This window comes from Mycobacterium sp., from assembly GCF_035314905.1.
Lineage (GTDB): Bacteria > Actinomycetota > Actinomycetes > Mycobacteriales > Mycobacteriaceae > Mycobacterium.
The window spans coordinates 1-12425 of sequence record NZ_DATFYW010000046.1; the positions used below are offsets into that span (position 1 = coordinate 1).

The 12425-nt window shown below is 67.6% G+C and carries 13 protein-coding genes and 1 pseudogene; 9 read left to right on the forward strand and 5 right to left on the reverse strand.

The features are described from left to right. Positions 1-558: dimethylarginine dimethylaminohydrolase family protein (locus VKG81_RS03705; protein WP_414685134.1), on the reverse strand; the 558-nt coding region annotated here is incomplete at its 3' end. 124 nt (positions 559-682) lie between these two features. Here VKG81_RS03705 and VKG81_RS03710 point away from each other — a divergent pair. Together VKG81_RS03710 and VKG81_RS03715 are read left to right on the forward strand one after the other, a co-directional pair. Then, entirely contained in the window at positions 683-1129 is a 447-nt protein-coding gene (locus VKG81_RS03710; protein WP_324389847.1) for an Lrp/AsnC family transcriptional regulator, read from the forward strand. A 41-nt stretch (positions 1130-1170) separates the two neighbouring features. Then, positions 1171-2364, forward strand: a complete 1194-nt coding sequence (locus VKG81_RS03715; RefSeq protein WP_324389825.1) for an NAD(P)/FAD-dependent oxidoreductase — start codon at positions 1171-1173, stop codon at positions 2362-2364. Here VKG81_RS03715 and VKG81_RS03720 read toward each other — a convergent pair. The 4 genes and pseudogenes from VKG81_RS03720 to mftR all read right to left on the reverse strand — a co-directional run bounded on the left by VKG81_RS03720 (position 2346) and on the right by mftR (position 5834). Further along, a pseudogene (locus VKG81_RS03720) lies at positions 2346-3602 on the reverse strand (VOC family protein). The gene VKG81_RS03715 and the pseudogene VKG81_RS03720 overlap by 19 nt on opposite strands. Continuing rightward, positions 3599-4117: a sigma-70 family RNA polymerase sigma factor gene (locus tag VKG81_RS03725; RefSeq protein WP_324389829.1), complete on the reverse strand. Its 519-nt coding sequence runs from the start codon at positions 4115-4117 to the stop codon at positions 3599-3601. Before VKG81_RS03725 ends, VKG81_RS03720 begins: the two are co-directional and overlap by 4 nt. Positions 4118-4182: 65 nt before the next feature. Further along, positions 4183-5232: a DUF2332 domain-containing protein gene (locus VKG81_RS03730; protein ID WP_324389831.1), complete on the reverse strand. Its 1050-nt coding sequence runs from the start codon at positions 5230-5232 to the stop codon at positions 4183-4185. Next, complete coding sequence (gene mftR, locus VKG81_RS03735) at positions 5229-5834, reverse strand: mycofactocin system transcriptional regulator (protein ID WP_324389833.1); 606 nt, start codon at positions 5832-5834, stop codon at positions 5229-5231. Before mftR ends, VKG81_RS03730 begins: the two co-directional genes overlap by 4 nt. A gap of 90 nt (positions 5835-5924) precedes the next feature. Between mftR and mftA the strand changes: the two genes are divergently transcribed. The 7 genes from mftA (at position 5925) to mftG (ending at position 12407) form a co-directional block, all read left to right on the forward strand. Next, positions 5925-6020: a mycofactocin precursor MftA gene (gene mftA / locus VKG81_RS03740; protein WP_324389849.1), complete on the forward strand. Its 96-nt coding sequence runs from the start codon at positions 5925-5927 to the stop codon at positions 6018-6020. Then, positions 6005-6334: a mycofactocin biosynthesis chaperone MftB gene (gene mftB, locus VKG81_RS03745; RefSeq protein WP_324389835.1), complete on the forward strand. Its 330-nt coding sequence runs from the start codon at positions 6005-6007 to the stop codon at positions 6332-6334. Before mftA ends, mftB begins: the two co-directional genes overlap by 16 nt. Continuing rightward, positions 6331-7488, forward strand: a complete 1158-nt coding sequence (mftC, locus tag VKG81_RS03750; protein ID WP_324389837.1) for a mycofactocin radical SAM maturase — start codon at positions 6331-6333, stop codon at positions 7486-7488. The genes mftB and mftC overlap by 4 nt, the downstream gene beginning before the upstream one ends. Positions 7489-7490: 2 nt before the next feature. Further along, positions 7491-8684 carry a pre-mycofactocin synthase MftD gene (gene mftD / locus VKG81_RS03755; protein WP_324389839.1) on the forward strand — a complete coding sequence of 398 codons (1194 nt, stop codon included), beginning with the start codon at positions 7491-7493 and terminating at the stop codon, positions 8682-8684. A gap of 129 nt (positions 8685-8813) precedes the next feature. Then, complete coding sequence (mftE, locus tag VKG81_RS03760; RefSeq protein WP_324389841.1) at positions 8814-9560, forward strand: mycofactocin biosynthesis peptidyl-dipeptidase MftE; 747 nt, start codon at positions 8814-8816, stop codon at positions 9558-9560. Then, a complete protein-coding gene (mftF, locus tag VKG81_RS03765) occupies positions 9557-10969 on the forward strand; it encodes a mycofactocin biosynthesis glycosyltransferase MftF (protein WP_324389843.1) in 1413 nt (470 codons plus the stop codon). The genes mftE and mftF overlap by 4 nt, the downstream gene beginning before the upstream one ends. 7 nt (positions 10970-10976) lie before the next feature. Further along, complete coding sequence (gene mftG, locus VKG81_RS03770) at positions 10977-12407, forward strand: mycofactocin system GMC family oxidoreductase MftG (RefSeq protein ID WP_324389845.1); 1431 nt, start codon at positions 10977-10979, stop codon at positions 12405-12407. The last annotated feature ends 18 nt before the right edge of the window (positions 12408-12425 follow it).

A 12425-nucleotide genomic window follows, 5' to 3' on the forward strand; every position in this document is an offset into this window, starting at 1 on the left:
GAAGCGGGGATCTACGAGCTCCAGTGAGATGACCGGCATCCGCACCGCCGCGGCGATCTCGGCGTGTGCGCGCGCGTCTGTGCGAAAACCATGGGCCGCCAGGACCATCTCACCGACCAGCAGCAGGTCGCCCTGTCCCTCATTGACGTGGCGGGTCCGCAGGGGTCGGTATCCGATCGAGGACATCCAGTCGCCGTAGGCTTGCGACTCGGCGGCCCGCTCGGCGAACCGGAAGCGCGCGACGACGGCGGCGTCGTTGGCGATCAACCCGCCGTTTGCGGCGTAGACCATGTCCGGCAGCCCGGGCACGGGCTCGACCAGGTCCACGGTGTGGCCCAGCCGAAGATAGGTCTGGCACAGGCGCTCCCACTGCTCGTGCGCGGCGTGGGCGTCGACAGGTGTGGAGACGTCCATCCAGGGGTTGATCGCGTACTCGACAGCGAAGAATGACGGCGGGGTCATCGCGTAGCGACGCGTCCGTGGCGTCCGACTGCGCTCGGGCGACTCGACGTCCTGCCGTGCCGGGGCGGCGGGGGCGGCGACTCGGTAATCCGTCATAGAACAAACGATATTTGGCGGCATTCGCGCAATCAATCGACGATTATTGCGTGTCTAGGCGCGATTAGTTGCGCTAGGATTGGGTGTGTAGCGATTTATTGCTTGACCTACGGGGGGTGGCGCGATCGACCGCCTGGACGACACCGACGAACGCATCCTCGCGGAGCTTGGCGAGCATGCGCGGGCCACTTTCGCCGAGATCGGGCAAAAGGTGAATCTGTCCGCACCGGCGGTGAAGCGTCGTGTCGACCGGATGCTCGACAACGGTGTGATCAAGGGCTTCACCACCGTGGTCGACCGCAACGCCCTCGGCTGGAGCACCGAGGCTTACGTGCAGGTCTTCTGCCACGGCACGATCGCCCCCGATGAGCTGCGGGCGGCTTGGGCGGACATCCCTGAGGTGGTGAGCGCCGCGACGGTGACCGGCACGTCCGATGCGATCCTGCATGTGTTGGCCCGCGACATGCAGCACCTGGAGACGGCACTGGAGCGCATCCGGTCCACCGCTGACGTCGAGCGCAGCGAGAGCATCGTCGTATTGTCCAACCTCATCGATCGCACGCGGCCCTAAGGCGGGTACACGCGTGCCGCGGAATCGTGTATGAAGCCCTAATGACCAAACGTATCGTCATCGTCGGTGGGGGACTGGCGGCGGCCCGCACCGCCGAGCAGCTGCGGCGTGCGAATTACGACGGGTCGGTCACGATCGTCAGCGACGAGGTGCATCTGCCCTACGATCGGCCGCCGCTGTCCAAGCAGGTGCTGCGCAGCGAGCTCGACGACGTCACCCTCAAGCCGCGGGACTTCTACGATGACAACAACATCTCGCTGCTGCTCGGCTCGGCCGTGAAAACGCTGGACACCGCCAATCAAACCGTGACGCTCGAAAACGGCACGGTCCTGCCGTACGACGAAGCCGTCATCGCGACGGGTCTTGTGCCGCGGCGCATCCCGTCGATACCCCAGCTGGGCGGGATTCACGTGCTGCGGTCGTTCGACCAGAGCATGGCGCTGCGCGACGAAGCCGCCTCGGCCCGGCGCGCGGTCGTCATCGGCGCGGGCTTCATCGGCTGCGAAGTGGCCGCGAGCCTGCGGGACCTCGGGGTCGACGTCGTGGTGGTCGAACCCCAGCCCACGCCGCTGGCGGCGGTGCTGGGCGAGCAGATCGGCTCGCTGGTGGCCCGCCTGCATCGGTCCGAGGGCGTCGATGTGCGCACCGGCGTCGGAGTCGAGTCTGTGACCGGTGGCGAGCGCGCCGAGAACGTGGTGCTGTCGGACGGCCGCGAGCTCGAGACCGACCTGGTGGTGGTCGGCATCGGTTCGCGCCCGAACACCGAGTGGCTGGAGGGCAGCGGGGTCAAGGTGGACAACGGGGTGGTATGCGACCACGCCGGTCGCACCAGCGCGCCCCATGTCTGGGCGCTGGGCGACGTGGCGTCGTGGCAGGACGCCAGCGGACACCAAGTACGCGTGGAGCATTGGAGCAACGTCGCCGAACAGGCCCGCGTGCTGGTGCCCGCGCTGCTCGGCCAGGAGCTGCCGACGAATCTTGTTGTGGTGCGGTACTTCTGGAGTGACCAGTACGACGTGAAGATCCAGTGCCTGGGTGAGCCGGAAGCCGACGACATCGTCCATCTGGTCGCCGACGACGGCCGCAAGTTCCTGGCATATTACGAACGCGACGGCATGGTGGCCGGCGTTGTCGGCGGCGGAATGCCCGGTGCGGTGATGAAAACCCGGGCCAAGATCGCCGGAGGCGCGCCGATCAGTGACGTGCTGCCCGGCGGTCAGAACTCGCCGAGGTAGAAGCGGCCGGCCTGGTCGTCGGCGCATTCCGCGGTCTGCCCGTACGGCTGTGCCGACGGCTCTTGGATGACAGTGCCGCCGGCCGCGCGGACACGGGCGACGGCCTCTTCGATGTCGGCGACGGTCCACATCGGCACAGTCGTTACCCGGTCGCTGCCTCCGGCGACCCCGGCCATCGGGTGGGTACCGGTGATCTGCCAGCCGTCTGCGATGCGGGCCGGCTCGAAGCTCCAGTGCAGCACCCGCCCGTAAAACTCCCTGAACCTCGCCGAATCGGTGACCTCGTATGTGACGTAGGACAATTCGCCCGGCCCGCCGCCGTTGAGCAGCGGCCGCGGCTGATCGCCGACCGGCCGAAACACCGACAGGGCCGTTCCCAGCGGGTCTGTCGCGTCGAACACACTTCCGAAGTCGAACTCGCGGGCCTCGCCGGCCCGACCGCCGGCGTCGAGTATCGCCTGTCGCGCCGCTGCCAAGTCGTCGACGGCGTAGCAGCAGAACATCGTCGGATGATCGTCGACGGCGGAGATTCCGATGTGCTCTGCGGTGTTGGTCACCCGGTGCGTCGACGGGTCGTACGTCCACCCCAGTACTGTGGCCGTAGAACGCTGCGGCGCGCTCGGCGTCTGGGTGCACACTGACACGTATCCAATGTCGCCGTGCTGAATTCGGCTGATCGAGCCTCGGAGCGGACCGCTGATCATCCACCGGTGGCCGAACGGGTCAATGATCGTGGCGTTACGGCTTCCGTAGTTCTCGTAGATCTCGCGCTGCACGAGAGCACCCCGACCACGTGCCTTCTCCAGCACTCTGCCGGCGTCTGGCACATGCAGCATCAAGCTAACCGAAACTTCCTGCGGTGCAGGCGCTTTCAATCCGAGCTCGGGTGTCTCGTCGGCGAGGTACAAAACCCCGGTGCCGATCGCGATCTCGGCGTGGCCGATGCGGCCGTCGGCCATCACGATCGGATCGCCAAGCAGCACAGCATTCAGCGCTTCGGTGTACCAGGCGATGGCCGCCCGCGCATCGGCAACAGTCAGATAGGGCAGGGCAGCGGGACGCGGCTCGGCGATCGCGTCGGCGGTTCCGCTCATCACAACTCCTTCGGTTCCTGCGGGCAGGGTGAGGGCCGATTCCAGCCGCGAACGCAACCGCGCTGCGAATGCCGGATCGGGTTGGACCAGAAGATCGTCGCCATGCAGCACGGTCAGCGGATCGACGGCGTCGTGCAGGCTCATCGCGGACCTCCTTGGGGATAATGAGCTCTGAACGCCCTGCGGGCACGCACCAGCAGCGCTTCGGTGGCGTGCACCGTGCGGCCGATCAGTTCGGCGCACTCACCCACTGAGCAGTCGTCCATGTACCGCAACGTCAGCACCGCGCGGTGCGGCTCGGACAGCCGGGCCAGCGTGCTCTCGGCGACGATGCGGTCCAGTTCGTCGTCCCATGTGTCGGCTGGGTCGTCGGGTTCGGGCACGTCGGCCACCGGCACGCTGAACCGATCGCGGCGGCGCCGGAAATGGTCGGCCAGCTTGTGTCTGGCCACCCCGATCAGCCACGGCACGGTGATCTCAGGCGGGTGGTCGCGGCGGGCGCTGTCCATCGCGGCCAGACAGGTCTCCGAGGTCAGATCCTCGGCCGTCCCGCGATCAGGGCAATGCCTCACGAAGTAGCCGTACACCGCCGGCAGCGCACGGTCGTACAGCGCGAGCAGCGCCCGGGGAGCGTCGGGCTTCTCGGGTTCGGCGCTCACACCCCTATCGTCGCCGCCGCGGTGAAAATTCCGACGCCCGGCCCGTCAAATTCTTCGAAGTATCCCTACTGCCAGGTCACCGGCGGGCCGTGGGGTGCGCAGATCGCCAGAATCACGTCGCGTCCGTCGGGCCAACTGCACGAGCGCAGCAGGAACTCGTGGGGGGAGCCGGGTGCGCGGCGTTGCGGCTCCATCGTGAGGTGCGCGAACGGGGAGTGCGGACTGGCCTGCGCGCCCAGGGCCGCGATGCCGTACCCAACGGCGCTCCGTTCGTTGTCGGAGAGGTACTGCCAGATGACGGAATGCCACACGACGGTCAATGTGCCAGGAGAAAGCCGGATTTCGGTGATCGCCTCCGCAGCGGTGCGGCGGTGGACCGAAGCGGGCACCCGGCGCGCGATCGCGATCGCCCCGCGCAGCCGCGTCAGCCGGTCCGCCATGTCGGGCCACACATAGCTCAGCAGCGTCAGCTCGCCGTCGCGGCTCCTCGGGTCGATCGGCGAGATGTCATAGCCAGTTCGTTCGCTGATCCGAACCTCTCGGTTCGACGGCACCCGTCCATGCCACGCGTCGTCGATGACCACCGGCGAGTCAGCCAAGCCCCACTGCCCACCGGGATGGAGATACAGGTAGCGGTCCGCACGCAGATTCAATCCGGCGCTGGCGCCGATCTCGAAAAGTCGCACAGGGTGAGGGTATTCGGCCGTGAGAGCCAACAAGCCCCCGACCAACGCCGCCGACCTGCCGACTTCGTTGGTCTGCGGCGCCTGGTGCAGCGCCAGGTGCAACGCGTCGGCGTGCGCGCGGGCCGTCGCCGCGATGTCGGACCAGGCCGCCAGGAGGTCCCAGCGCCCGCCGACGCTGGGATACCACCGCCGCAGGGCGGGTGCGCGCCCGTCGAGCACCAGCCGGTGCAGGCCGCCGAGCAGCCGGAGCGCAACGGCCGACGGGCCCGGATCATTCTCGTGGCCCGACAGCACATCGGCGAACACTCCACCCGCGGAGACGTCGGCGCTGACGCGGTCAAGCAACTCGCCGTACATCGTCGAGCCCAGCGCTGTGCAGGCCATTGCCTGCACAGCAAGAGAGTTCAGCAGATGCCTGCGGTCGGTCACGGCGCTGTCGGCAGCCCCCGGCCGGGCCTGATGACGTCGAAAGCGTCACCGAGCGCCTTTGTCAACGAGACCGATTCGTCGGCCAACCAGTGCTCGTATGCCGACAGCGCCACGCCCAGCATTGCCCAGGCGACGGTCTGCGGTACCAAGTCGTCGGCCTTCTGACCGCAACGCCGGGCCACGAAGTCCGCGACGACGGCGCGCCAGCCGGCATACATCGTCATTGAATAGTCCTGCAATTCCGCCGTTTTCAGGATCACATGCATGCGCAGGCGATGCCGCGTGGTCTCCGACGCATCAAAGGTGTTGAATGCGAGCAAGGCAGCGCGCAACGCCTGCTCGGTCGGCACCTCAGGCGAGACTCCGTCAAGCACGCACCGCAGGTGCTGCAGGTGGGCGTCGAAGTCGCCCCACGGGATCGCGTTCTTCGAGGCGTAGTAGCGGAACAGGGTCCGGCGGGCGATTCCGGCGGCCTCGGCCACGTCGTCGACGCTGACCTCGCTGAAGCCGCGGCCGGCGAAAAGCCCGATCGCGACATCGGTGATGTGGTGACGGGTGGTCGAGCGGCGACGGCCCACCCGGCCACCGGAATCAGGCTGCACCAAAATGGCCCTTCCGTTTCGGCACTCGATGCCATATTCTGGCCGGAATCACTCGCGTTTGTCGAGTACACGGACATGAAAGGCGTCGTGATGGAACCCGATCAGCAGACCGAACCCGGCACCGAGCTTGTGACCGAGACTCTGGTCGAAGAGGTCTCGATCGACGGGATGTGCGGGGTCTACTGAGCGTGGCGGTCGACGCGGCCCCGGAAAGGTTCGGCCCGGCGGCGTTCGATCCGGCGCGAAGTTGGCGGCTGCATCCCCAGGTTGCGTTGCGGCCGGAGCCGTTCGGAGCACTGCTGTACCACTTCGGCACCCGTAAGTTGTCCTTCTTGAAGAACCGCACGATGGCCACCCTGGTCCAGTCCCTCGCTGATCATTCCGACGCCCGGTCGGCATGTCGCGCGGTCGGAATCGAAGACGGCGAGCAGGCGCCGTACCTGCATGCGCTAGGTGTGCTGGCCGCGTCCAAAATGCTGGTCACGGCGGCGCGTCCATGACCTCCGTTGTGCGCGTGCCCCGTCTGATCGAGCAGTTCGAGCGTGGCCTCGACGCGCCGATCTGCCTGACATGGGAACTGACCTACGCCTGCAACCTCGCGTGCGTGCACTGTTTGTCCTCGTCGGGCAGACGCGACCCGCACGAGCTCACCACCCAGCAATGCAAGGACATCATCGACGAGCTGGAACGAATGCAGGTGTTCTACGTGAACATCGGCGGCGGCGAACCCACTGTGCGTCCCGACTTCTGGAAGCTCGTCGACTACGCGACCGCCCGCCATGTCGGAGTCAAGTTCTCGACCAACGGTGTCCGGATCACGCCCGAGCGCGCCGAGCGGCTGGCCGCCAGCAACTACGTCGATGTGCAGATCTCACTCGACGGCGCCACCGCCGAGGTGAACGACGCGGTACGCGGGGCGGGATCGTTTGCGATGGCGATTCGCGCGTTGGAGAACCTGGCCGCGGCGGGTTTCTCCGATGCCAAGATATCCGTCGTCGTGACGCGCCACAACGTCGGCCAGCTCAACGAATTCGCCTCTCTCGCGGAGCGTTACGGAGCGGTCCTTCGAATCACCAGGCTGCGGCCGTCGGGCCGGGGCGCTGATGTCTGGGACCAGCTCCACCCGACCGCAGCCCATCAGGTGGCGCTCTACGACTGGCTGGTGGAGCGTGGCGAGAAAGTGCTCACCGGCGACTCGTTCTTCCACCTGTCGGCACTCGGGAAGCCCGGAGCGCTCGCCGGCTTGAACCTCTGCGGCGCGGGCCGGGTGGTGTGCTTGATCGACCCGGTCGGCGACGTGTATGCCTGTCCGTTCGCGATCCACGATCGGTTCCTCGCCGGAAACGTGTTGTCCGACGGGGGTTTCGACAATGTGTGGAAGAAGGCGCCGCTGTTCTGTGAGCTCCGTGAGCCTCAGGCAGCGGGAGCCTGCGGAAGCTGCGGGCACTACGACAGCTGCCGCGGCGGCTGCATGGCGGCGAAGTTCTTCACCGGCCTGCCGATCGACGGACCGGATCCGGAATGCGTCCGCGACCATGCGGCGACGGCACTGGCCGGCGAGCGGGACATCCCGCGGCCCGGCCGCGACCACTCGCGCCGAGGCCCCGTTCCACTGACACTGACCATCCGGGCCTGCAACGAGAGCCCGGTATAGGCGTGGCCGGGAGCACATGGTTCGAGACGGTGGCGGCCGCCCAGCAGAAGGCCAAGAGGCGGTTGCCCAAGCCGGTGTACGCGGCGCTGCTCGCGGCCAGCGAGAAGGGTGTGACGGTTGCCGACAACGTCGAGGCGTTCGACGAGCTCGGCTTCGCGCCGCACGTCATCGGTGCCGTGGAGAAGCGGGATCTGTCGACAATCGTCCTTGGACAGAATATTTCGTTGCCCGTGGTGATATCGCCAACCGGTGTGCAAGCCGTTCACCCTGACGGCGAGGTGGCAGTCGCGCGTGCTGCGGCCGCCCGCGGCACCGCGATGGGATTGTCTTCGTTCGCCAGCAAGCCGATCGAAGAGGTGACCGGGGCCAACCCGAAGACCTTCTTCCAGGTCTACTGGCTCGGCGACCGTGATGCCATCGCGGCGCGAGCGCAGCGGGCGCGCGAGGCCGGAGCGGTCGGGTTGATCCTGACGACCGACTGGAGCTTCTCCCACGGCCGTGACTGGGGCAGCCCCAAAATCCCCGAGGAGATGAACCTCCGCACGACGGTGCGGATGCTGCCGACGGGCCTGACCAAGCCGGCGTGGCTCTGGGAGTGGGCGAAGACGTTCCACCCACCGAACCTGCGGGTGCCCAACCAGGCGCCACGCGGCGAGCCGGGGCCACCGTTCTTTGCTGCATACGGGGAATGGATGAGCACCCCACCGCCGACCTGGGAAGACGTCGCCTGGCTGCGCGAGCTGTGGGGCGGCCCGTTCATGCTCAAAGGTGTCATGCGCGTCGACGACGCCAAACGCGCTGTCGATGCGGGTGTTTCGGCTGTCTCAGTTTCCAACCACGGCGGCAATAACCTGGACGGAACCCCGGCGACGATCCGGGCGCTGCCGGCAATCGCCGGCGCCGTCGGTGACCAGATCGAGGTACTGCTGGACGGCGGCGTCCGCCGCGGCAGCGACGTCGTCAAATCGGTCGCCCTCGGGGCGAAGGCGGTCATGATCGGCCGGGCCTACCTGTGGGGCCTCGCGGCGGCCGGGCAGGCCGGGGTCGAGAACGTGCTCGACATCCTGCGGAGCGGGATCGACTCCGCGCTCATGGGGCTGGGCAAGGCCTCGATCCACGACCTCACACCCGAAGACATCCTCGTTCCCGCGGGCTTCACGCGAGCGCTGGGGGCCGCGCCCGGCCCGCGGGGCTGACCCGTGCTGGCAAGGCCCGGGCCCTGGTATAGGCGGGGCAGGGGAGGCGCAGGTGATCAGTGAGAATGCCCAATCGCGGAAACTTGCGAAAAGAATCTTACTTGTGAGCCAACATTTGGCGCACGCCAGGTGAATTCGGCTTACGATCTGGACGTGGTCTTCCCGGCAGAGTTAGGGAAGTCGACGTCGAAGCAGATACAGGGTATGTCGCCAACGGTGGTGATCCCGGTGGGCTCCATCGAGCAGCATGGACCTCACCTGCCGCTGGACACCGACACCCGCATCGCCACCGCGGTCGCGCGCGCCGCTGCCACGAACCTCGAAGCCACCGGGTATCCCGACGAGCTGCTGCTCGCCCCGGCAGTTCCGTACGGGGCCAGCGGCGAGCACGAGGGCTTCGCGGGCACCGTCTCGATCGGTACCCAGGCGCTCACGCACCTGTTGCTGGAGTACGGGAGATCCGCAGGTGACTGGGCAGCGCGGCTGGTATTCGTCAACGGCCACGGCGGCAACGTCGACGCGTTGAGGGCCGCGGTCATGCGCCTGCGGGGCGAGGGGCGGGACGCCGGGTGGTGCTCCTGCACGGCGCGTGACGGCGATGCCCACGCAGGGCACACCGAAACATCTATATTGCTACATATTTCGCCGCAAACTGTCAGCACCGACCGGTGGCATGCGGGTAACGTGGCTCCTCTGGCCGAATTGATGCCACAAATGCGCCGCGCAGGAGTCGCGGCAGTAAGCGAGGTAGGTGTGCTGGGGGACCCGACCACCGCGACGGCAGCCGAGGGGGCACGAATCTTTGCCGGCATGGTCGAGGCGTGCGCCGCGTGTATCAGGCGGTGGACGCCCGGCGGCGACGGGATGCTGCGATGACCCAGCCCCGACTCCCCGACGGCTTCGCCGTCCAGGTCGACCGCCGGGTGAGGGTGCTCGGCGCCGGCACGGCATTACTCGGCGGATCACCCACCCGGCTGCTGCGACTTGCGCCGGCCGCCCGCGACCTGCTCGACGACGGGCGGCTGGAAGTCCACGACGCTGTCAGCGCGCAGCTCGCGCGCACCCTCCTCGACGCCACGGTCGCGCATCCAAGGCCAGCCGGAGGGCCATCGCATCGCGACGTCACGATCGTTGTCCCCGTGCGCGACAATGCCTTTGCGCTCCGACGGCTGTTGCGGTCACTGCGCGGGCTGCGCGTCATCGTTGTCGACGACGGTTCGGAAACGCCGGTGCGGGAAAGCGACCTCAGCGGCCTCCACTGCCACGTGGACGTGATCGCCCATGCTCGCAGCAAGGGGCCGGCGGCCGCGCGAAACACCGGCTTGGCCGCATGCGCCACGGACTTCGTCGCATTCCTCGACTCCGACGTGGTGCCCCGACGCGGCTGGCTCGAGGCACTGCTCGGCCATTTCGCCGACCCGGCCGTCGCACTCGTCGCACCCCGCATCGTGGGCATGGCGCACAGCGGCAATCTCGTCGCTCGTTACGAGGCTGTGCGGTCGTCGCTCGACCTTGGCCGGCGGGAGGCGCCCGTGGTGCCCTATGGCACCGTGTCCTACGTGCCGAGCGCGGCGATCATCTGTCGCCGGTCCGCGCTGGTGGAGATGGGCGGCTTCGACGAAACGATGGAGTCCGGCGAGGACGTGGACCTGTGCTGGCGCCTGGTGGAGGCGAGCGCGCGGCTTCGGTACGAACCGATCGCGCTGGTGGCCCACGATCACCGGACTGGTTTGCGAGACTGGTTGGGCCGCAAAGCATTCTATGGCCAGTCCGCCGCACCGCTTGCTGTGCGTCATCCAGACAAGACCGCCCCATTGGTAATCTCGGGGTGGACCCTGGTGCTGTGGCTGCTGCTGGCCATGGGCTCGGGGATGGGCTATCTGGCGTCCATGGTGATCGCGGCGCTGAGCGCCCGGAGGATCGCAAACACGCTCGATGGCATCGATTCGCAACCCCGTGATGTCGCGGTCGTCGCAGCGCGTGGCCTGGTGTCGGCGGCGCTGCAACTCGCCTCGGCGATTTGCCGGCACTACTGGCCCATCGCCCTGCTCGCGGCACTGCTGTTCCGCAGATGCCGCCAGGTCGTGTTGATCGCCGCGGTCGTCGACGGCGTCGTCGACTGGCTGAGCCGGCACAGCAACGTGGACGACGAGACCAGGCAAATCGGCCTGCTGGCCTACCTGGTGCTCAAGCGACTCGACGACATCGCCTACGGGGCGGGCATGTGGACCGGCATGGTGCGGGAGCGCAACCTCGGCCCATTGAAGCCGCACATCCGGGCTTAACCCGCCGTTGCACAGCGATGTCCTGATCATCGGTGCGGGAAGCGCTGGATCCGTTCTTGCCGCGCGGCTTTCGGCTGACGACCGCTGCCGGGTGACAGTGCTGGAGGCGGGTCCGGGATTGTCAGAACCCGAGGTCGCCGCCCTCACGAGAAACGGCTCGGTGCTGCCGATCGGCGCGGCCAGCCCGCTTGTGCGGCGGTATCAGACCACCCTCACCGAGCATCCGGCACGTGCGGCGCAGATTGTCCGCGGTTCGGTGGTCGGCGGTTCAGGGGCGGTGAATGGGGGCTACTTCTGCCGCGGGTTGCCGCGCGACTTCGACGGCTGGGACATACCCGGATGGCGATGGCGCGACGTCGAGGAACACTTCCGCGCGATTGAGAACGACCGTGACTTCAACGGTCCGACGCACGGGAACTGCGGTCCGATACCGGTGCAGCGCACCGCTGAATTCTCGCGCAGCACAGGTTATTTCGTGCGCCGTGCCCAGGACGCAGGCTACCCGTGGATCGCAGACCTGAATGCCAGCGGCCCGGGTGAGGGCGTGGGCGTGGGAGCAGTGCCGCTCAACATCTCCGATGGAGTGAGGGCGAATCCAGGGACGGCATACCTTCAGCATGCGGTGTCCAGGCCCAATCTCAGCGTGCTCACCCGCACCGCTGCCCGGAGGGTGCGCGTGGCATCGGGCCGGGCCGTCGGTGTCGACGCCAGCGGGCCCGGCGGGGCGGTGAGCTTAACGGCAGAACGAATCATTCTGAGCGCCGGTGCAATCGAGTCGGCGCACCTGCTGATGCTCTCGGGTATCGGTGATGAAGCAGAATTGCGTGGCGCGGGTATCCCCGTTGTGGTACGACTGCCGGTCGGAGCACGTTGCATCGACCATCCGGAGTGGGTGATGCGGGCCGACTGGCCGACCGCACCCGACCGCCCGGTGCTGGAGGCTATCCTCGTCGCCGACGACTGTCTGGAAATACGGCCTTACACCGGCGGATTCGTCGCCATGGTGGGCGACGGGACAGCGGGCCGACCGGACTGGCCGCACATCGGTGTGGCGCTGATGCAACCATCCTCGCGCGGACGCCTCACATTGGTGTCGTCGGACCCGTACGTCCCGCTTCGGATCGAGCACCGCTACGACAGCGATGCGGGCGACGTGGCGGCCCTGCGCCATGGCAGCGGGATCGCCCGGGAACTGTGCGGACCGATAACCCAATTGGGCGAACCACTGTGGTCCACCTCTCAACACCTTTGCGGGAGCGCGCCGATCGGGAACGACGATGACGATGAGGCCGTGCTGGATCCGCGGTGCCGGGTGCGCGGGGTCGACGGGCTATGGGTGGTCGACGGGTCGGTGTTGCCGGCCATCACCAGCCGTGGTCCGCACGCCAGCATCGTCATGCTGGCGCACAGGGCCGCCGAGTTCGTCGTCGCCGGATGACGGGCGGCGCGAAGACGT